This window comes from Nocardioides halotolerans DSM 19273 (genome assembly GCF_000422805.1).
Classification (GTDB): Bacteria; Actinomycetota; Actinomycetes; order Propionibacteriales; family Nocardioidaceae; genus Nocardioides; species Nocardioides halotolerans.
In genome coordinates, this window is sequence record NZ_AUGT01000031.1 from 1 (window position 1) to 19,908 (window position 19,908).

General features: G+C 72.8%; 22 protein-coding genes. 8 read left to right on the forward strand and 14 right to left on the reverse strand.

Annotated elements, in window-relative coordinates:
• Positions 1-291: 291 nt before the first annotated feature.
• Positions 292-585: a DUF1330 domain-containing protein gene (locus tag G514_RS0110105; RefSeq protein WP_028651652.1), complete on the reverse strand. Its 294-nt coding sequence runs from the start codon at positions 583-585 to the stop codon at positions 292-294.
• Between the two features lie 156 nt (positions 586-741).
• Between G514_RS0110105 and G514_RS0110110 the strand changes: the two genes are divergently transcribed.
• The 3 genes from G514_RS0110110 to G514_RS0110120 all read left to right on the forward strand — a co-directional run bounded on the left by G514_RS0110110 (position 742) and on the right by G514_RS0110120 (position 3,411).
• The gene (locus G514_RS0110110; RefSeq protein WP_028651653.1) at positions 742-1,104 is read left to right on the forward strand and encodes a MarR family winged helix-turn-helix transcriptional regulator; all 363 of its coding nucleotides are present in this window, start codon (positions 742-744) and stop codon (positions 1,102-1,104) included.
• Positions 1,101-2,495, forward strand: a complete 1,395-nt coding sequence (locus tag G514_RS0110115) for an MFS transporter (RefSeq protein ID WP_028651654.1) — start codon at positions 1,101-1,103, stop codon at positions 2,493-2,495. The genes G514_RS0110110 and G514_RS0110115 overlap by 4 nt, the downstream gene beginning before the upstream one ends.
• 235 nt (positions 2,496-2,730) lie before the next feature.
• Positions 2,731-3,411 carry an alpha/beta fold hydrolase gene (locus tag G514_RS0110120; RefSeq protein WP_028651655.1) on the forward strand — a complete coding sequence of 227 codons (681 nt, stop codon included), beginning with the start codon at positions 2,731-2,733 and terminating at the stop codon, positions 3,409-3,411.
• A 1-nt stretch (position 3,412) separates the two neighbouring features.
• Here the strand turns inward: G514_RS0110120 and G514_RS0110125 are convergent, their stop codons facing one another.
• On the reverse strand, positions 3,413-3,928 hold the full coding sequence (locus G514_RS0110125) for a winged helix-turn-helix transcriptional regulator (RefSeq protein ID WP_028651656.1): 516 nt from the start codon (positions 3,926-3,928) through the stop codon (positions 3,413-3,415).
• 13 nt (positions 3,929-3,941) lie between these two features.
• Positions 3,942-5,366 (reverse strand): MFS transporter, encoded by a 1,425-nt coding sequence (locus G514_RS0110130; RefSeq protein WP_245582163.1) that lies wholly within the window; start codon positions 5,364-5,366, stop codon positions 3,942-3,944.
• A gap of 97 nt (positions 5,367-5,463) precedes the next feature.
• Here G514_RS0110130 and G514_RS0110135 point away from each other — a divergent pair, with 97 nt between their 5' ends.
• Entirely contained in the window at positions 5,464-5,757 is a 294-nt protein-coding gene (locus G514_RS0110135; RefSeq protein ID WP_028651658.1) for a DUF1330 domain-containing protein, read from the forward strand.
• Positions 5,758-5,760: 3 nt separating this feature from the next.
• Here the strand turns inward: G514_RS0110135 and G514_RS0110140 are convergent, their stop codons facing one another.
• Both G514_RS0110140 and G514_RS26020 read right to left on the reverse strand, forming a co-directional pair.
• A complete protein-coding gene (locus tag G514_RS0110140; protein ID WP_028651659.1) occupies positions 5,761-6,843 on the reverse strand; it encodes a DNA polymerase domain-containing protein in 1,083 nt (360 codons plus the stop codon).
• Entirely contained in the window at positions 6,843-7,622 is a 780-nt protein-coding gene (locus tag G514_RS26020; protein WP_051247274.1) for a class I SAM-dependent methyltransferase, read from the reverse strand. Before G514_RS26020 ends, G514_RS0110140 begins: the two co-directional genes overlap by 1 nt.
• 70 nt (positions 7,623-7,692) lie before the next feature.
• On the opposite strand from G514_RS26020, the gene G514_RS0110150 reads away from it, so the two are divergent.
• Entirely contained in the window at positions 7,693-8,961 is a 1,269-nt protein-coding gene (locus tag G514_RS0110150; protein ID WP_051247275.1) for a GNAT family N-acetyltransferase, read from the forward strand.
• An 85-nt stretch (positions 8,962-9,046) separates the two neighbouring features.
• Entirely contained in the window at positions 9,047-10,111 is a 1,065-nt protein-coding gene (locus G514_RS0110155; RefSeq protein WP_028651661.1) for a class I SAM-dependent methyltransferase, read from the forward strand.
• Between the two features lie 16 nt (positions 10,112-10,127).
• Here the strand turns inward: G514_RS0110155 and G514_RS0110160 are convergent, their stop codons facing one another.
• From G514_RS0110160 to G514_RS0110170, 3 genes are all read right to left on the reverse strand, one after another.
• Complete coding sequence (locus G514_RS0110160) at positions 10,128-10,394, reverse strand: hypothetical protein (RefSeq protein WP_028651662.1); 267 nt, start codon at positions 10,392-10,394, stop codon at positions 10,128-10,130.
• A gap of 113 nt (positions 10,395-10,507) precedes the next feature.
• Positions 10,508-11,731, reverse strand: a complete 1,224-nt coding sequence (locus tag G514_RS0110165) for a fatty acid desaturase family protein (RefSeq protein WP_028651663.1) — start codon at positions 11,729-11,731, stop codon at positions 10,508-10,510.
• Positions 11,732-11,795: 64 nt separating this feature from the next.
• On the reverse strand, positions 11,796-12,899 hold the full coding sequence (locus G514_RS0110170) for a ferredoxin reductase (RefSeq protein WP_028651664.1): 1,104 nt from the start codon (positions 12,897-12,899) through the stop codon (positions 11,796-11,798).
• A 101-nt stretch (positions 12,900-13,000) separates the two neighbouring features.
• Between G514_RS0110170 and msrB the strand changes: the two genes are divergently transcribed.
• Positions 13,001-13,414, forward strand: a complete 414-nt coding sequence (gene msrB / locus G514_RS0110175; protein ID WP_028651665.1) for a peptide-methionine (R)-S-oxide reductase MsrB — start codon at positions 13,001-13,003, stop codon at positions 13,412-13,414.
• Here msrB and G514_RS29140 read toward each other — a convergent pair.
• From G514_RS29140 to folE, 5 genes are all read right to left on the reverse strand, one after another.
• Positions 13,411-14,385, reverse strand: a complete 975-nt coding sequence (locus tag G514_RS29140; RefSeq protein ID WP_051247276.1) for a hypothetical protein — start codon at positions 14,383-14,385, stop codon at positions 13,411-13,413. The genes msrB and G514_RS29140 overlap by 4 nt on opposite strands.
• Complete coding sequence (locus G514_RS0110185) at positions 14,382-15,041, reverse strand: hypothetical protein (protein WP_051247277.1); 660 nt, start codon at positions 15,039-15,041, stop codon at positions 14,382-14,384. The genes G514_RS29140 and G514_RS0110185 overlap by 4 nt, the downstream gene beginning before the upstream one ends.
• Positions 15,042-15,112: 71 nt before the next feature.
• Entirely contained in the window at positions 15,113-15,820 is a 708-nt protein-coding gene (gene hemQ / locus G514_RS0110190) for a hydrogen peroxide-dependent heme synthase (protein ID WP_028651667.1), read from the reverse strand.
• Between the two features lie 68 nt (positions 15,821-15,888).
• Complete coding sequence (locus G514_RS0110195; RefSeq protein ID WP_028651668.1) at positions 15,889-17,109, reverse strand: NAD(P)/FAD-dependent oxidoreductase; 1,221 nt, start codon at positions 17,107-17,109, stop codon at positions 15,889-15,891.
• On the reverse strand, positions 17,102-17,707 hold the full coding sequence (folE, locus tag G514_RS0110200) for a GTP cyclohydrolase I FolE (RefSeq protein WP_036564447.1): 606 nt from the start codon (positions 17,705-17,707) through the stop codon (positions 17,102-17,104). Before folE ends, G514_RS0110195 begins: the two co-directional genes overlap by 8 nt.
• A gap of 105 nt (positions 17,708-17,812) precedes the next feature.
• Between folE and G514_RS0110205 the strand changes: the two genes are divergently transcribed.
• Positions 17,813-18,499, forward strand: coding sequence for a helix-turn-helix transcriptional regulator (locus G514_RS0110205; protein WP_028651670.1), 687 nt, complete (start codon positions 17,813-17,815; stop codon positions 18,497-18,499).
• A gap of 20 nt (positions 18,500-18,519) precedes the next feature.
• Here the strand turns inward: G514_RS0110205 and hemG are convergent, their stop codons facing one another.
• A complete protein-coding gene (hemG, locus tag G514_RS0110210) occupies positions 18,520-19,884 on the reverse strand; it encodes a protoporphyrinogen oxidase (protein WP_051247278.1) in 1,365 nt (454 codons plus the stop codon).
• Positions 19,885-19,908 lie beyond the last annotated feature (24 nt).

A 19,908-nucleotide genomic window follows, 5' to 3' on the forward strand; every position in this document is an offset into this window, starting at 1 on the left:
GCGCCCCGCCAAGCCCGGTCTCGGGCTTGAGCCGACTGCGACGTGCAGCGCGAGGAGCCGACCCACGTTTCGACTGTGAGCCACCAGACCGACTGGTGACGCTCGACCTCAGAGAAGCGGAGCGCTCCTGCCGAACGCCGTCATGCGGTAACCAACCCGCGCATATCAGTCTCGACCGCGCGTCGCCAAGACACGCTGCGAAGCAGTCACCCACCCGAGACCGACGAGGCGCCGCCAGGTCACCCGACCCGGCGGCGCCTCACCCTGCCCTTGACAGCCAGCACTCACATATCAGTCGACACCTTCGACGATGCGGAAGTCACGCTCGGCGGCGTCCGAGAGCGTCGCCAGCGCCTGCTGGTAGGCCTGGCTCTCGTAGGCGGCGACGGCCAGGTCGAAGCTGTCGAACTCGATGAGGACGACCCGCTCCGCGGTGGCCGCCTCGTGGGCGACGAGCCGGCCGTCACGGGACAGGACCCGCCCTCCCCCGGCTCGGACGGCCGACCCGGCCAGCTCGTCGTAGGCCGCCAGCCGCGCCCGGTCGGCGACGGCGCGGTAGACACTGACCCAGTAACCCTTGGCCACGGAAGCCTCTCCGTTCCTCAGATGTATAAAGTGTTCATATAAAGCCTGTATGTTTCAGGCATGAGCCGTCAAGCCGCTTCCAGTTCGGCGTCCGCTGCCATCGGGGCAGCCCTCCACGGGCTGGCCGTGAGGGCCGTCCGCCGCCTCCCCCGCGACATGAGCATCACGTCCGCCGCCACCTTGGCGACGCTGCACCGGACCGGCCCCCGACGCATCACGGACCTGGCCGCGTCCGAAGGTGTCACCCAGCCCGCGATGACCGTGCTGGTCAGGGTGCTGGAGGAGTCCGGACTGGTCGAGCGGCGGGGCGACCCGTCCGACCGGCGCGTGACGCTGGTGAGCGTGACCGAGGCCGGTGCGGCGTACGTCGAGCGGCGGCGGCAGACCGGCGTCGACGCGCTCGCCCGGCTGGTCGACGAGCTCCCCGACGACGAGGTGGAGGCCCTCGTCGGAGCCCTCCCGGCGCTGGCCCACCTGGCGGAGCTGGAGAGCCAGGAGCGCGAAGGACCGGCGCGGTGACGGGGCGGGCCTCGGTGCGCTCCGAGGCGCGGCTGCTGGTGCCCGCCCTCATGTTCATCGCCCTCGTCGTGGCTGCGGTCGCCAGCCTCGGAGCGCCGCTGATCACCAGCGTGGCGACCACGTTCGACGTGTCGCTGGACAGCGCGCAGTGGACCCTGACCGCCCCACTGCTGAGCGGGGCCGTCGCCACGCCCGTCCTCGGCAGGCTCGGAGCCGGCGCCCACCGACGTGGCGCGATCCTCGCCACCCTGGCGGTCGTCGTCCTCGGCAGCGCGCTGACCGTGCTGCCGCTGCCGTTCGCGGGGCTGCTCGCCGGCCGGGCGGCCCAGGGCGTCGGGCTCGGTCTGACCGCGCTGATGATGGGAGTGGCCCGCGACCACCTGACCGACGAGCGCAGCTCGGCGACCATCGCCCTGATCTCGGTGGTCTCGATCGTCGGCGCCGGCGTCGGCTACCCGCTGACGTCCCTGCTCGCCGAGCTGGGCGGCGTGCGCGCCGCCTACGGCCTCGGCCTGGCCGTCACCGCAGGAGCGCTGCTGACCGCCTGGCGCTCGGTCCCCCGCGCCCCGCAGGGGCGCTCGGCCCACGTGTCCGTGCCGAGCGCCGTGCTCCTCGCGGGCGCGCTGTTCCTCGTCCTGTTCCTGGCCAGCCAGCGCAGCACGTGGACCGGGCACCTCCGCGTGGCGGTCGTCCTCGCCGGCGTCGCCGTGCTCCTCCTGTGCGTCTGGGCCGCCTCCGAGCTGCGCAGCACGACGCCCCTCGTCGACGTCCGGGCGGTCCGCCACCCCGCGGTCGCCGGGGCGAACCTCGCCATGCTGGTCGGCGGGAGCGGCATGTACCTCCTGCTCACGCTCGTCACGCGCTACGCGCAGACGCCGCACGGCGCCGGCTACGGCTTCGGGCTGACCACCTTCGTGGCCGGGCTGGTGTTCGTCCCGTTCTCGGTCCTGGGCTTCGTCGCCGGCAGGCTCACGCCCCGGGTCCGGACGGTCGTCGAGGGCCCCGTGCTCCTGGCCATCAGCGCGGTCGTCGTCGGCGGCGGGTTCGTCCTGTTCGCCGCGGCCCGGTCGAACCTGGCCGAGCTGTTCGCCGCGATGGGGGTGCTGGGGCTGGGAGTCGGCAGCTTCTCGGCCGCGATGCCCGGCGTCATCCTCGCCGCCACGCCCATGAGCGAGACGTCGAGCGCGATGAGCGTCAACTACGTCGTGCGCAGCGTCGGCTTCTCCCTGGGCAGCGCGATCGGCGGCCTGGTCCTGGCCACCGGCACGGCCACCGGCGAGCTCTTCCCCGACGGCCACGCCTACACCACCGCAGCCCTCGTCGGCGTCGCCGCGATGGCGGTCACCGCCCTGACGGCAATCACCCTCGCCCGGCGGCGACCGAGCAGCTGACCGCCCCGTGTCACAGCGAGGCTCGATGCGCCGTCTAGGGCATGTCCCTCGATTCGCGGTGGATGCCGGCGTCGTCCAGACGCGGGCTGGCAAGGCGCCGGCACGCGCGCAGACTGGGTGTCTTCGAAGTGTCGGCAACGCCGCCAGCGCGTGATCTGGGCGGCGTTCGGCGCCGCCGGGAATCGAGGGACATGCCCTAGTGCTCACAGCCGGAAGAGGAAGAGGAGAAGGACAGATGTCGACGTTCGTACTCGTGCACGGTGCCTGGCACGGCGGGTGGTGCTGGGACCGCGTCGCCGGCCGCCTGCGCCACGACGGCCACGAGGTGCTCACCCCCACCCTCGCCGGAGCGGAGGCCGGCGCGCCGACCGCGTCCGCCGTCGGGCTGCGCGACCACGTCGACCAGGTGGTCGCCCTGCTGCGCGACGGCGACCTGCGCGACGTCGTGCTGGTCGGCCACAGCTACGCCGGCCTCGTGGTCCGCGAGGTCGCCGACCGCGAGCCCGACCGGGTGGCCGAGCTGGTGCTCGTGGACGCCTGGGTGGGGCGCGACGGCGACTCCCTGGACAGCCTGGCGCCGGAGTGGTTCCGCACCTGGATCGAGACCAACACGTCCGAGGGCCTCATCGCGATCCCGGCCCCCGGCGTCGTCGGGATCACGGAGGCGGACGACATCGCCTGGGTCGAGCCGCTGCTGACCGCGCAGCCGCGGCGCACCTTCTCTGAGCCGACCCGGCTGACGGGCGCCGTGGACACCGTCCCGTGCCGGGCGGTGGTCTGCTCCCCCGGCAACGGGATCCCGTTCCGGACCTGGGCCGAGGAGGTCGCCGGCTCGGTCATCGACGTCGAGACCGGTCACGACGTGATGGTCACCGAGCCCGAGCAGCTCACCCGCTTCCTGACGCGCGCGGCCTGACCTACGCCGGCACGGACGTGAGCAGCCGGTGGGGCGAGCGGAGGGCCACGCTGACCGGGTCGGTGCGGTCCCCGGCCCGCGCCGGACCGGGATGCGTCACGACGTCCGCGGGACCTGGGGTGGCGCCGCACTCCGGGCACCGACCGTGGTCGTCCAGCTCGGCGTCGCACCCCCAGTGCCGGAACGTGCGGCCGGACCGCCGCTCGGGCGGCCCGAACCGCTCACCCCACCGCGCCAGCGCGTAGAGGCTCGGCCAGGTGGCCGTCCCGGCCTCGGTGAGGAGGTAGACCGGGTGGCCGCCCTCGGCCCGGCGCTCGACGATGCCGGCCTCGACCAGGGTGTTGAGGCGCTCGGTCAGCACGGCGCGGGAGATGTCGAGGTGCGCGAGCAGGTCGCTGAAGCGACGTACGCCGTAGAAGCAGTCGCGCAGGATGAGCATCGTCCAGCGTTCGCCGAGCACCTCCAGGGCGCGGGCCAGGTTGCAGGTCTGGTCGGCGTAGCCGATCCCTAGCGCCACGACGGCACGCCCCTCATCGCTCCACTCCTCCCGCGCCGGCCGGTCGCACGCCCCGCCCGTGCAGGACGAGCACGGCGACGGCGCTCACGGCTGCCATGATCGCCGACGCCAGGACCGCGTGGTCCCACCCGGCGACCCGCGCGTCCGCGCTCGCGCCCGGGCTCGTCGCGATCACGACCACGATCGTGACGCCCACGGCCGAGCCGAGGTAGCGCGCGGTGTTGTTGGCGCCGCTGCCGAACGACGCGCGGTCCGCCGGCACCGTGGCCACGGCCTGGCGACCGAGGCCGGCGTTGAGCACGCCGCTCGCGACCCCGGCGAGCACCAGTCCAGGGATCAGGCGCTCGATCGATCCCGGCGACGCGCCGAGCAGGGCCAGCTCGCCGACCGAGACCCCCAGGAGGCCCACGACCAGCTGCCGTGACCCCGCGAGCGCGGGCGGCAGCCGTCGGGCCAGCGACGCGGACACGGCGCTCGTGCCGGACCAGGCGAACAGGACGGCCGCCGCGCCGAGCGTGGTCGTCTCCATCGTGCCGACGAGGAACGTGCACGCGTAGGACATCAGCCCGATGACGCTGACGCCGGTCGCGAGCGCCGCCAGCGTCGCCGCCGTGAACGGCGCCTGGCGGAAGAACGCCAGCTCGAGCACGGGGTGCTCGGCCCGCCGCTCGACGACCACGAACACCGCCGCGAGCAGGCCGGCGCCGGCCGTGACGACGGCGACGACGGGGTCGACGCCGTGCCGGCCCTCGACGAGGGCGACCAGGGCCAGCACGATCGCGCCGCTGAGGGTCACCGCGCCGGGGATGTCGAGGGGCCGCGGCGCCGGTGACCGCGACTCGGGCAGGCGGCCCCGCCCCGCGCCGGCGAGCAGCAGCGTGCCGGCGGCGAGCACGACGTACATCCAGCGCCAGGCGTCCGCGAGGTCGAGGAGCCCGGTGGCCACGGGTCCGATCGCGATGCCTGCGCCCACGCTGGCCCCCCACGCGGCGCTGGCGCGTGCCCGCTGGTCAGGAGTGGTGAAGACGCTCCCGATCAGACCCAGGCTGGCCGCGATCACCGCGGCACTGCCCACCCCCTGGACCAGGCGCCCGACGATGAAGGCGGGCGTGCCCTGGGCAGCGGCGCACAGCACCGAGCCCAGGGCGAGCACCAGGCAGCCGAGCACGAACGCGCGTCGCCGCCCGTGCCGGTCGGCGAGGGTGCCCACCGTGAGCAGGGAGGCCGCCAGCGCGACGCTGATCGAGCTCAGGATCCAGGTCTGCCCTGTCGGACCGGCACCGAGGGCGTGCGCGACGGTCGGGAGGTTGCCGAGCGGCCCCGTGTAGGCGACGAGTGCGACGAAGGTGCCGAGCGAGGCGATCGACAGGGTCGCGCGCGGGTGCGCCTCCTCCGGGCGAGCGCCGGGCACGGCGTCTCGCACATCGAGTCTGTTCACCAGACAAAGAATAGAGTTGGTTCAGTCTGATGACCAGACAATAATCGGCTGCATCGAGCCGGCGCCCCACCACCGCCACCCACTGACGGAGAACCTCGTGCCCAAGGCCTACTGGATCAACACGTTCCGCACGATCAGCGACGACCAGAAGCTCGCCGCCTACGTCGAGCTCGCCGGTCCGGCCATGCGCGCGGCAGGCGGCCGCTTCCTGGCTCGCGGTGACGCCGCGGCCGCGTTCGAGCTCGGCGTCACCGAGCGCACCACGCTCATCGAGTTCGACAGCGTGGCCGACGCGGTGGCGGCGTACCACAGCGAGCCCTACCAGGAGGCGCTGCGCGTGCTCGGCGACGGAGCCGAGCGTGACCTGCGCATCGTCGAGGCGATCGCGTAGCCGTCACTCGATGCGGTTGCCGTCCGCTTCCCAGTGCTCCTCGACCTTCTTGCTGGGCTGCACCCGCGGCGGCTCGCCGGGCATCTTGGGGTAGTCCGGCGGGAACGGCATCTCGCCGCCCGGCAGCTCGTCGTAGAGCGCGAGCAGCGGCTCGATCGAGTACGCCGTGTCGTCGATGCCCGCCCAGGCGTCGCCCGAGTCGGCCAGCCGCTCCGGCACGGTGAAGAGGTTGAGCCCGCGCGGGTCGTCGAGCGCCGCGAGCTCGTCCCAGGTCAGCGGCATGGAGACGGGCGCGCCGGGGATCGGGCGCAGGGAGTACGCCGAGGCGATGGTGCGGTCGCGGCAGTTCTGGTTGAAGTCGACGAAGATCCGCTCGCCCCGCTCCTCCTTCCACCAGTCGACGGTGACACCGGGGTCGCGCCGGGCCAGCTCGCGGCCGAAGCCGATCGCGGCGTGCCGGACGTCGAGGAACTCCCAGCGCGGCTCGATGCGCACGAACACGTGGATGCCGCGGTTGCCCGAGGTCTTCGCGAAGCCGTGCAGCCCGAGCTCCTCGAGCAGCTCGCGGGCCACGCCGGCGACCCGCACCGCGTCGGCGAACGACGTGCCCGGCTGCGGGTCGAGGTCGATGCGGAGCTCGTCGGGGTGGTCGACGTCGGTGCGCCGCACCGGCCACGGGTGGAAGGTCAGCGTGCCCATGTGCGCGCACCACACGGGCACCGCGATCTCGGTGGGGCAGATCTCCTCGGCGGTGCGGCCGGAGGGGAAGGTGATCTCGACCGACTCCAGGTAGTCGGGAGCGCCCTTCGGCACCCGCTTCTGGTAGAACGCGTCGGCGTCGCGGTCCATCCGCGACGTGGCCAGCTTCATCCCCGGGCGTACACCGGACGTCCACCGCTCCAGCGCGGTCGGCCGGTCGCGGAGCGCGCGCATGAGGCCGTCCTCGACGGAGGCGAAGTACTCCGCCACCATCAGCTTGGTGACCTCGGGCGTGGTGTCGGTCGCCTCGTAGATCACCCGGTCGGGGCTCGAGACCCGGACCGTCCGGTCGCCGGCCTGCACCTCGACGGCAGCCGCCTTCGGCATCAGACGCCCTTCTTCCTTGCGAAGAACGACGCCGACGGGCCGCTGTGGTTGTTCGCCTCGTGGGCGACCTCCACCTCGAACCCGTTGGCCTCGAACACGTCGAGGATCGTCTGCTTCTCGACCCACGCCGTCGTGGTGTGCACGCCGCCGATGAACTTCGGGTCGCTGGTCGGGTTCCTCTTGTAGGCCCGCCGGTGCAGGGGGTAGGTCCGCCCGCGGTGCTCGTGCTCCTCGACCCCGACGAACCAGCGCTTGTAGCGCCGGTCGGTCACCGGCATCAGCTCCAGGTCGACGTAGTGCGTCCAGAGGTAGACCTGGTCGCCGGCCCGGCAGATCGCGTCGAGCACGGTCACCGGGTCGGAGAGGTGGTAGAGCACCCCGGCGGCGACTACGAGGTCGTAGGTCTCCTCCGTCTCGAGCAGCCAGGGCACGAAGTTGCCGAGCTCGAACCGCGACCGCTTCAGACCGAACAGCTGCTGCACCAGCAGGCACTTGAGGTAGCACAGCGTGTTGGCCTCGATGGCGCGCACGTCGACGGCGCCGGCGCGCTCGAGCATGAAGGTGTGGCCGCCCTCGAGCGGCCCGAGCTCGAGCACCCGCTTGCCGGCCACCCCGCCGGCGAGGTCGATCGCCCACTGGATGCGGTCGTCGCCGAACAGCGGCACGTCGCCCGACGGCAGCCCCGGCAGCGCGGAGACCCACTGACCGTCGAACAGGGCGACGACGGCCTCCGGACTGGGCGCCCGGTCCTCGTACAGATCGTTGACGACGAGCTCCATGCCGGGACCCTACCCAGCGCCCCGCGGCCGTCCCGGCGCGGTCGAGCTCCAGCCTCTAGGTTGGTTGACCGTGAGCGAGCCAGCGTCCGACGGCCTGACCTTCCGCACCTTCCGAGCGGCGGACGAGCCCGACCTGATGCCCGGGTGGTACGAAGCTCAGTCGCGCGGCTTCCACCAGGGCCGGACCAGCGAGGAGCTGCGCGAGCGCTTCGGCCACCACCTCGACGCCGACCACGCCGTGCTGCGCGGCGCCTGGCAGCAGGCCCCGGCGCTCGGCTCGGGAGCGATCCCCGTCGCGACCTACGCCAGCTACGACAAGACCCTCAACACCGGCAGGGGCCTCGAGCGGGTGCGGATGGTGAGCGACGTGACGGTCAGCCCCACCCACCGGCGGCGCGGGCTGCTGCGCACGATGATCACCGAGGACCTCGCGGACGCCGCAGAGCAGGGCGTCCCCCTGGCGGTCCTCACCGCGTCGGAGGGCGCGATCTACGGGCGCTTCGGTTTCGGCCCTGCAGTCTTCCGGCACCGCCTCGAGGTCGACACCGGCGCGGGGTTCGCGTTGCGCCCCTTCGCCGACGACGGCGTGGTCGAGCTCGTCGAGCCGCTGGAGGCCTGGCCGGTCGTGACCTCGGTCTTCGCGCTCTTCCACGAGCGCACCCGCGGATCGGTGGAGCGGCCGCAGTTCTACGAGCCCATCCTCACCGGAGAGTTCAACTTCGAGGACGGCCGCGACACCAAGCTGCGCACCGCCGTGCACCTCGACGGGTCCGGAGACGCCGATGGCTACGTCGCCTACCGACCCGGGCCGCGCAAGGACGGCCGCCGCACCATCCACGTGAGCGACCTCGTCGCGCTGACGACGGCGGCGTACCTCCGGTTGTGGAGGTTCCTCGCCGACCTCGACCTGAGCGACTCGGTCGAGTGGGACAACGCACCGGTGGAGGACCCGCTCTCCTGGGCCCTGGTCGACCCGTTCACCGCCCGGGTCACGCGACAGGTGGACTCCCTGTGGGTGCGGGTGCTCGACGTGCCGGCCGCCCTCCGGTCGCGACCGTGGGGACGCGACGGCGAGGTGGTCCTCGAGGTGGACGACCCGCTCGGGCACGCCGCCGGCCGCTTCCGCCTCGTCACCCGCGACGGCGCCGCCGAGGTCAGCGACGCCGACGACACCGGCGCCGACGTCCGGATGGACGCCGACACCCTCGGCGCGCTCCACCTCGGCGGGGTGGGCATCGGCACGCTCGGGCGCGCCGGCCGGATCTCCGGACCCGGCGTGGAGGCGTTCGCCGCGATGGCCGACGTCGGGCCCGCGCCGTACTGCATCACCGGGTTCTGAGCTCGCCGGCGTGATGGCTGACGGCGGACCGACCGCAGCGGACCGCGGGCCTGGAGCGGGACCGCGCCCTCATAGGGTGACCCCCATGACCGACGACCCTTGGCCCGGCCAGCAGACCCGGCGGGCGGAGCGCCGGCGGCGGTTCTGGCGGATGCACGACTTCGGCTCGGGGCACGGGCTGGAGATCGGACCGCTCGACCGGCCGATGGTCCGCGAGGAGCGTGCCGACGTCAGCTACCTCGACGTCGTGAGCCGCGACGCGCTGCAGGAGCACTACGCCGAGGGGCACGGCGTCGTGGTCGACAACATCCCCGACATCGACTACGTGCTGATCCAGCCCGACGGCCGCACGCTCTCGATCGCCGACGCAGCCGCGCCCGGCGCGCCGTACGACTGGGTCGTCGCCTCGCACGTCATCGAGCACGTGCCCGACGTGGTCGGCTGGCTGACCGACCTGGCGGAGATCACCGTCGACGACGGGGTGCTCGCCCTCATCGTCCCCGACCAGCGCTTCAGCTTCGACGTGCACCGGCCGCTGACGACGGTCGGGCAGATGCTCCAGGCGCACGCGGACGGCGACAAGCGCCCGTCCGTGCGCGCGGTCTACGACCACTTCTCCGCCACGCTCGACTACAAGCACCTGGACATCTGGCGGGGCAACGCGCCGACGTACGACACACCCGCCCATCCCTGGTGGCAGGCGAACGACGAGGTCCAGCGCACGCTGCGCGGAGAGTACGTCGACTGCCACGTGTGGCTCTTCACGCCGGAGTCGTTCCTGCGGCAGATGCGCGAGCTGCGCCGAGGCGGCCACTCGAGCTGGTACGTCGAGCAGATCGTCCCGACCCGGCCCGACGACGTCGAGTTCTACGCGATCATGCGCCGCGTCCCCCGCGGCACGGAGGCGCGGATGGACCCCGAGGCCGAGATCGTCCCGCAGCTGGAGAAGCCGGAGTCGGTGCTGGTCCAGGACGTGCAGCAGCAGCTCGCGCACGCCAAGGCGACCATCGAGATGCTCGAGAAGCGGGTCAAGCAGCAGGGCCGACGCCTGGCCCGTCAGCGCCAGGTCATCGAGGAGCGCGACGCCGAGCTGGCGAGCCGCCGCCGGCCGCTGGGCCGGCTCCGGCGCTCCAACCCGGGGGACGGCTGACCCGCCGGAGCTGCGCTCAGAGCAGCGAGTTGGGCTCGAACCTCGGCTCGCGGTCGAGGTCCTCGGTGGCCGGCCGCACGAACTCGAACCCCGCCGTCGTGACCAGCTGCCACGTCGGGTCGGCGCCCGGAGTGCGCCGCAGCTCCTCGGCGCACGCCGTGTGCATCGGCGGCAGGTGGAAGGCGTTGCGCGCGACCTCGTCGGGCGTGCCGAGGAACGCGATCGGCCGGCCGAGCGACATCGCGCAGCCGCCGCAGATCCGCGCGAGGGCGCACTGGGTCACCCAATGACGTTCGTGCACCCGCGAGGCTTGAGTCAGCGCATGTCCGGGGTCCCCGCGGAAGCGCGCCGCCGCCAGCGCGGAGCGTCCCCCGGTGCGGTTTCGTGGGGTGGACGTCACGACGCCTGCCGCTCGGTGGACTTGCCGCGCGACCAGACCCCCAGCTCCTGGATGCGGGAGGGTCGCTCGGAGTCGGACTTGCGCTTGCGCGAGCGCGACGGCGTGGGCGGCTCCGGCTGGTCGCTGGAGGTCATGCCGTTGGGCAGCGAGAGCTTGATGATCGTGCGCAGCGCCTGGCCGTACTGCTTGTAGAGGGGTCCTGTGGTGTACGGGATGTCGTACTTCTCGCAGAGCGCGCGGACCTTGACCGAGATCTCGGCGTAGCGGTTGCTCGGCAGGTCGGGGAACAGGTGGTGCTCGATCTGGAAGCCAAGGTTGCCCGACATGATGTGCAGCAGCGGCCCGCCGTTGAAGTTGGCCGACCCCAGCATCTGGCGCAGGTACCACTCCGCGCGGGTCTCGTCCTCCAGCTCCTCCTCGGTGAAGTGCAGGGCACCGTCGGGGAAGTGGCCGCAGAAGATGATCACGTAGGCCCACAGGTTGCGCATCAGGTTGGCCGTGGCGTTGGCGGCCAGGGTGGTCTTCCACTGTCGACCCGACAGCGCCGGGTAGATCACGTAGTCCTTGAGCACCTGGTTGCGACCCTTGCGCCCGATCTGGCGCAGCTGGCGCTTCATCTCCTTCGGATCCTTCTCGCCCTTGCGGATCCGCTCGAGGTCGAGGTCATGGAGCGCGACGCCCCACTGGAAGAGCGAGGCGAGCAGCGCGTTGTAGACCGGCTGCCCGAGGTAGACCGGGTGCCACTTCTGCTCGCGGGCCATCCGGAGGATGCCGTAGCCGATGTCGTTGTCGTAGCCCAGCACGTTGGTGAACTGATGGTGGATGTAGTTGTGGCTGTGCTTCCACTGCTCGGCCGGCTGCGCGGTGTCCCACTCCCAGTTGGAGGAGTGGATCTCGGGATCGTTCATCCAGTCCCACTGGCCGTGCATCACGTTGTGGCCGATCTCCATGTTCTCCAGGATCTTGTGCAGTCCCAGGAACGTCGCTCCGGCGATGGCCGCCGGCACCCGCGTCTTCTTCGACTGGGTGCCGAGCAGCAGCGTGAGCCGGCCGGCGACCGCGAGGTAGCGCTGGATGCGGATCATCCGGTTGATGTACGCCGCGTCGGAGTCGCCGCGCGACTCCTCGATCTCCTTGCGGATCGCGTCGAGCTCCCGGCCGAGCTGCTCCACCTCCTCGTCGGTGAGGTGGGTGTACTCCTGGACGTCCGAGATGGCCACTGGATGCCTTCCTTTCAGAGGTTTCGAGACGGTCGCTGCGCGACCTCCTCGACCACCGGGGTGGTCAGATGTCGAGCGTGCACGCGCCCACGGCGGTGGTCACGCAGGTCTGCACGGGCTCGTTGGGTGAGTCGAACTCGTCGCCGTTGCGCAGGTCGCGGACCTTGCCGGAGACGAGGGTGAGGGTGCAGGTGTGGCAGATGCCCATGCGGCAGCCGTAGGGCATGCCGATGCCGGCCTCCTCGCCGGCCTCGAGCACGGTGGTGGCGCCGTCGACCTCGACGGTCTTGCCGGTGTTGCGGAAGGTGATCTCGCCGCCCTCCCCGCCGTCGCCGCCCAGGTCGAGCGAGAATCGCTCGAGGTGCAGGTGGTCCTCGAGGTCGGCGGCCTCGAAGTGCTCGGTGATCGCGTCGAGCATCGGCCCCGGACCGCACGCGTAGGTCTCGCGCTCACGCCAGTCGGGGCAGAGGTCGTCGAGGTCGGCGAGCTCGAGCATGCCGTCGGTCTCGGTGAAGAGCTTGTGGACCGTGAGCTCGTCGTACTTCTCCTCGAGCCGCTCGATCTCATGGCGGAAGATCATCCGGTCCTCGGTCGGCGAGGAGTAGTGCAGGACTACGTCGGGCATCGCCCTGCCGTTGCCCGCCGAACGCCGGTCGAGGGTGCGCAGCATCGCCATCACGGGCGTCACCCCGCTCCCACCGACCAGGAAGAGCAGCTTCTCGGGCGGCGGGTCCGGCAGCACGAAGTCGCCCTCCGGGAGCGCGAGCCGCACGATCGTGCCCGGCTCGAGGCCGCCGACGAGGTGGGACGAGACGAACCCCTCGGGCATCGCGCGCACCGTGATGGCAATGGTCCGGCCGCTGCCCGGCTGGTAGGAGCGCTGCGGCGGCGAGCTCACCGAGTAGGACCGCCACTGGAACTTCCCGTCGACCTGCACGCCGATCCCGACGTACTGCCCCGGTCTGTGGTCGTAGCGCCAGCCCCACCCCGGGCGGATCACCAGGGTGGCGGCGTCGTCGGTCTCCTGCACGACCTTCTCGACCCGGCCGCGGAGCTCGCGCGAGCTCCAGAGCGGGTTGAGCAGGGTGAGGTAGTCGTCCGGCAGCAACGGTGTGGTGAGCTTCGAGCCCGCGCGCCTGACTCGTTCCCACGGGATCGTCCCCGACATGCGTTCGCCTCCCCGAAGCGGTGGTTCATTTCAGTGAACGAGTGTTCTCCCAGCGTGTCAACAGCGGTACCCGCCTTTGTGGCCTTCATTACCCTTGAGGCATGGAGTACGCCGTGCAGAAGACCGACGAGCAGTGGCGCGAGGAGCTGTCCCCGGAGGAGTACGCCGTGCTCCGTCAGGCCGGCACCGAGCGGGCGTTCACCGGTGCCTACACCGACACCGAGACGAAGGGCGTCTACTCCTGCAAGGCCTGCCACGCCAAGCTCTTCGAGTCCGACACCAAGTTCCACTCCGGCTGCGGCTGGCCGTCGTTCTACCAGCCGATCAGCGACACGATCGAGTACATCGAGGACAACACCCTCGGCATGAAGCGGGTCGAGGTCCGCTGCGCCAACTGCGGCTCGCACCTCGGCCACGTCTTCCCCGACGGCTACGGCACGCCCACCGGCGACCGCTACTGCATCAACTCGATCAGCCTGACCCTCGAGCCGGCCGACGGCGCGGACGCTTCCTAGCGCTCCTGGTCCGTCACGTCGACCAGTGCCGAGCTGACGAGCACCACGCCCGCGCCGTACGCCGCGTCCGCCCACGCCTGGTAGGACCCGTCGTCGTAGGTCACCGACACCTCGACCTGTTCGATGCCGGGACCGTAGCTCAGCACCCCGGGCAGGCCCTCCATGTCCCCGGCGACGGACTGCAGCTCGCGGGCGCTGTGCGCGGCCACGGTCACGCAGAGCGGGCCGCCGTAGACCGCCCGCAGCTGCCGCTCGGCCGCGTCGGCGTCGTGGGTCACGGTGACGTTGAGGACCTCGAGGGCGGGGTCGTTGAGCTTGCCCATGTCCGCGAGCGACGAGGTGTCGACGTGGCCGTAGACCGGGTTGATCGACTGGTCGACCCACGTGGCCGCGTAGCCGTCCAGCTGCTCGGCCGTCGTCATGGCGGTGTTGAAGTCGTCCATCGACACCTTCGCGGGGTCGGTCGGCTGCCACCCGCCGGCGGGCTCCGCGCACGGCGTCGCGAACTCGTCGTCGTCCTCCGGGATCGGCAGGTCGTCCACCTCGGCCGCCGCCCGCACCTCGGACGGCGTGACCGAGGTCCCGTCGAAGGTGCCGGTGACGACGAAGTCGCCCCAGCGCACGTCGCCGGACGTGTCGTACTGGCCGTCGTGGTCGGCCCAGTCCCATGCGACCAGGCGCGGACCGCCGCACTGCGGCGGATAGGAGTCCAGCACCCCGCCGAGGCAGAGCTCGGCACCGCCGCCGTCGTCCAGCACGGTCACGGGGACGACCGTCGTCACCTCGCCCGCCGCGGCCGGCACCGCGGTCGGACGGCCGGGTGGCGTGCTTGCCTGCGTGGTCGTCTGTGTGGTCGTCGGCGCGCCCGGCGGCTCGCTCGAGGCCCGGCTCCCGACCTCGTCGCCGCAGCCCCCGACCAGGGCGGCCAGCAGCACGACACCGGCGGCCGCGGTCGACCGGGCGCGGCTCACCGTGCGTCCACCAGCGCCGCGCTGACGAGCACCACGCCCGTGCCGTACGTCGCGTCGGCCCACGTCTGGAGCGTCCCGTCGTCGTAGTAGACGTCGACGAGCACATGACCCTCGCTCCCCTCGCCGCCGTAGGCGCCCAGCACGCCCGGGGCCGCCTGCAGCTCGGTCGCGATCTGCTCGAGCTCGGCGTCGGAGTGGGCGGTGGCGGGGCTCGGCGTCGGGGTCGGCGTCGGCATCGCGGGGTCGTAGAGCGCGCCGGGGACGGCGTCGGTCGCGGTGAAGGCGGTGCCGTCCCAGGTGCCGGTGACGGCGTAGGTGCCCCAGCGGATGTCGCCCTGCTCGTCGTAGGTGCCCGCGTGCTCGGCCCAGTCCCACCCGAGGAGCGCCGGCCCGCCGCACTGGGGCGGGTAGGACTCGGCCACCGGCCCCAGGCACAGCTCCGGCGACCCGGTGTCCATCACCGTGGCCAGGTCGCGCGTGCGCACCGGACCGTCGGGCACCGCCGCGGCGGGCGGCCCCGAGGGCGCGGACGGCGTGGGGTCGCGCGCGACGTCGTCGGAGCCCTCGTCGCCGCAGGCCGACCCGGCCAGGACGAGGGTGGTCAGGGCAGCCAGCAGCGACAAGCGGGTCCGCATGATGCTCTGACGCGCGTTCACGTCCCGACGTTCCCACACGTCCCTGCACTGTTGCGGCGACGCCCGCACGCGGGGACGCCCGCCGGGCCGGACTACGGCAGCCGGTCGACCAGCTCGGCGACGGGGACGAGCGCGCCGGTGTAGAACGGCACCTCCTCGCGCACGTGCCGCCGCGTCTCCGAGCCGCGTAGGTGCCGCATCAGGTCGACGATGCGAGACAGGTCGTCGGCCTCGAAGGCGAGGATCCACTCGTAGTCGCCGAGCGCGAAGCTGGCCACGGTGTTGGCGCGCACGTCGGGGTAGTCCCGCGCCATCTTGCCGTGCTCGGCGAGCAGCGCCCGGCGCTCGTCGTCCTCGAGGAGGTACCACTCGTAGGAGCGCACGAACGGGTAGACGCACACGTGTCGCTTCGGCTGCTCGTCGGCGAGGAACGCCGGGACGTGGCTGCGGTTGAACTCCGCGGGCCGGTGCAGCGCCATCTGCGACCAGACCGGCGCGAGCCGGCGGCCGAACGCCGTGCGGCGGAACCGGTGGTAGGCCGCCTGCAGCGCCTCGGAGTCGGACGAGTGCCACCAGACCATGAGGTCGGCGTCCGCGCGCAGCCCGCTGACGTCGTAGACGCCGCGCACGACGACGTCCTCCTCCGCGAGCGCCGCGAAGAGCTTCTCGACCTCGGCGCCCTCGGCGGTCCGGTCCTGCTCGCCGAGCACGTCGGCGAGCCGGAAGACCGACCACATCGTGTAGCGGATCGAGTCATTGATCTCGCGGATCCGCGCGGCGTTCGACTGGCCCTCGCTCATGAGGTCCATTGTGCCGCCCGGGCGGGCACGAGGACGGGGTGGCCTACGCGCCCGACGACCTGAGTCACCTAACCGGCCGCCACGTCGGAATACGCCGTGCCCGGGTCGGCGAGCTTCTCGGGGTCGACCACGGTGCCGGCGGCGATCAGCGGCTTCACCGCGTCGGGGACGTCCCAGACGTTGACGTTCATCGCGGCCAGGATCCGGTCGCCCTCGTCGAGCCAGAACGCCACGAACTCCCGCGCGCCGACGTCGCCGCGGGTGACCACGCGGGCGGTGTCGTCGCGGGACGCGTGGCCGACGTACTCCATGCCGAGGTCGTACTGGTCGCTGAAGAAGTAGGGCAGCCGGTCGTAGGCCGCGTCCTCGCCCATCATCGCCGCCGCCGCGGTGGCGGGCTGGTTCAGCGCGGTCGCCCAGTGCTCGACACGCACCCGGTGGCCCAGGACGGGGTGGTCGTGGTTGGCGATGTCGCCGACGGCGTAGATGTCGGGGTCGCTGGTGCGCAGCGACCGGTCGACGAGCACCCCGTCCTCGACCTCGAGCCCGGCCGCCTCGGCGAGCTCGGTGCGCGGACGCACCCCGACCCCCACGACGACGGCGTCGGCCGCGATCTCCTCGCCGTCCTCCAGGCGTACGCCGGACGGCGTGACCTCGGCGATCCGCGCGCCGAGCCGCAGGTCGACACCGTGCTCGCGGTGCAGTGCGGCGAAGACCGCGCCCAGCTCGGGGCCGAGCACACCGAGGAGCGGCTGCTCGGCGGCCTCGAGGACCACGACGTCGGTGCCCGCCTCGCGCGCGGCGGCCGCCACCTCGAGGCCGATCCAGCCCGCGCCGATGACGACGAGGCGGCGCCTCTCGCCGAAGGTCCCCCGGACCCGGTCGGAGTCGGCCCGCGTCCGCAGGGTCAGCGCCCCGTCGGCGCCGGGGATCGCCAGCGTCCGCGGCTCGGCCCCGGTGGCCAGCACCAGCGCGCCGTAGTGGAGCCGGCTGCCGTCGGCCAGCTCGACCTCGTGCGCGGCGCGGTCGATCGCGGTGACCTCGGTGCCTCGGCGCAGCTCGACGTCGTGGTCGGCGTACCAGCCCTCGGGGTGCACGAGCGCCTTGGCGAACTCGTCCTTGCCGGCGAGGTAGCCCTTGGACAGGGGCGGTCGCTCGTAGGGCAGCTCGTCCTCGGCGGCGAGCACGGTCACCGGCCCGGCGAACCCGCGCTCGCGCAGGGCCTCGGCGGCCTTGGCGCCGGCCAGCCCTCCTCCCACGATCACGACGCTCTCGGGCGACTCAGTCACGTCGGGCCTCCATCCGGGTGAGTGCGAAGAACTCCTGGCGCGACCTCGGGTCGGCGCGGAGGACGCCGCGCAGCGTGGAGGTCACGGTCGTGGTGCCACGCGCCTGCACCCCGCGCAGGGTCATGCAGGTGTGCTCGGCCTCGATGACCACGCCGACGCCCCGCGGCGCGAGCTGCTCCTCGATCCAGCCGGCGACCTGGGTGGTCAGCCGCTCCTGCACCTGGGGCCGGGCGGCGAAGTGGCCGACCACGCGGGCGAGCTTGGAGAGCCCCAGGATCCGGTCGCCGGGCAGGTAGCCCACGTGCGCGACGCCGATGAACGGCAGCAGGTGGTGCTCGCAGACCGCCCGCAGCGGGATCGACCGCGCGAGCACGAGCTCGTCGTAGCCCTCGTCGTTGGGGAACGTCGTGAGGTCGAACTCGGGCGCGCTGAACAGCTCGGCGTAGGCGCGGGCCATCCGGCCCGGGGTGCCGCGCAGGCTCTCGGTGTCGGTCTCGATCCCGAGGGCGTGCAGCAGGTCGGCGGCGGCGCGCTCCGCGGCGGACAGGTCCATCGTGGCGGTGGGCGGCACCACCCGGAGGGCAGCGGTGGCAGTCATCAGTCTCCGTTCCTTTTCACTAACGAAGACTGGTTTTATTTTCAGTCAAAGTCAATACGTGCGTGGGATTCTCATGAACCAGTAGTCGTTGGTTCAATGAGGGGCATGGACCGGGCAGCGGTGGCCGCGATCGCGGCGCTCGACGACGACGTGCGCCGCGCGCTCTACGAGCACGTGCGCGGCGCCGGGTCGCCGGTCACCCGCGAGGAGGCCGCTGCCGCGGTCGGCATCTCGCGCAAGCTGGCGGCCTTCCACCTCGACAAGCTGGTCGAGCTCGGCGTGCTCCGGTCCGGCTTCGAGACACCCGGTGCCGTCCGGCGGGTCGGGCGGGCGCCGCGACGCTACGAGCCCGCGGCCGACGACATCGCGGTCCGCGTGCCGGAGCGGAGCCCCGAGCTGCTGGCCTCGATCCTGGTCGAGGCGGTGACGACCGAGCGCGACGACGAGCGGGCCGAGGACGCCGTGCTGCGGGTGGCCCACGAGCGCGGCACTGCGTTGGGCGCGGCCGAGCGCGCCCGGGTGCGCGGGGGCAGGGTGGGAGCCGAGCGCGCGCTGGCGACGAGTGCCGACCTGCTGGCGCGGCACGGTTTCGAGCCATTCCGCGAGGACGGCTCGGTGCGGCTGCGCAACTGCCCGTTCCACCCGATGGCCGGCGTGGCTCCCGCCCTGGTGTGCGGACTCAACCGCGCCTACCTCGCCGGCATGGTCGAGGGACTCGACGCCGGCGACCGAGTAGCCACCGAGCTCGCCCCCCGCCCCGGCGAGTGCTGCGTCGAGCTCCGCCCGCACTGACCGCCGACCCGGGCAACGGGTCAGTGGTCGGTTGAGGGGGGTCGGGTCGCTGACGCGGCGGCCGCGCGGGCGGAGGCGATGACGGCCGGGACGCCGACGCCGTCGTACGCCGCTCCGCAGACGGCCAGGCCGGGCACGGCTGCGACCGCGGCGCGGATGCGGGCGACGCGGTCGAGGTGGCCGACGGCGTACTGCGGCAGCCCGCCGCCCCAGCGCTGCACGTGCGTGTCGACCGGCCGGGCGGTCAGTCCGACGGCGTCCGCGAGGTCGGCGAGCGAGAGCGCCACCAGGTCTGCGTCCGGGCGCTGCAGCACCTCCGCCTCGCCGTGGCGGCCGAACGAGGTGCGCAGGTGGACGAGCCCCTCGGCGGCACCCGCCTCGCGCACCCAGCCCCACTTCGCGAACGAGAACGTCGACGCCTTGATCGCCCGGCCCTCGACCGGCGGCACCAGGAAACCCGAGGAGTCGTCGAGGCCGGAGACGTCGGCCGCTCGGAACGCGAAGGTCACCACGACGACCGACGCCGACTCGATCGCGGCCAGCTCCGTCGCGGCTGCCGGCGCGACCCGCTCGAGGAGGCGCGCGGTCGGCGCCGCCGGCGTGGCGACCACGACGGCGTCGGCGTCCACGCGCCGCGGCTCGGTGGTCGGGCCGACCGTCAGGGCGAAGCCGGCGGCCGTCCGCACCAGCTCCCGGACCGTCTCGCCGAGGCGCACGTCGATCCGCGCGGCCAGCGCGTCGGTCAGCAGGCCCATCCCGCCCGGGAGGCCCGCGAAGACAGGCAGGTCGTAGGTCGTCGCGATCTCGCCCGCCTGCGCCAGCACCGACCCCCTGCCCGCCATCGTGAGGAGCTGGGGCACCGCGGCCCGCGCCGAGATTGCGCGGGCGCGGCCGGCGTAGACGCCACCGAGCAGCGGCTCGACCAGCCGGTCGGTGACCTCCGGCCCGAACCTCGCGTCGACGAGGTCGCCCACCGAGACGTCCTCATCCGGGTCCGTGGGCGGGAGATCGCGCTCCGCCTCGACCCGTTGGACGCCGCCCTCGGAGAGGACGCCCGACGACCGCAGCTGCTCGAGGTCGAGCGGCACGCCCATCAGCGAGCGCGGCAGCGGGCGGAGAGCGCCCCGCGTCCAGATCCGCGACGACGCGACCGTCGGGTGCTCGACGGTCAGCCCGAGCTCGCGGGCCAGCGCGACGCCCTCGGGCCGCCGGTTGAGCATCGCCTCGGCGCCGACGTCGACCAGCACGCCACCGACCTCGGCGCGCCGCAGCTTGCCGCCCGCCGCCGGGGACGCCTCGAGCGCAGTGACCTCGTGCCCCTCGCCGGTGAGCGCGTGGGCCGACGTCAGCCCGGCCAGCCCAGCGCCCACGACGACCACTCGCACGCGCCCAGTGTGTCCCTGCAGACC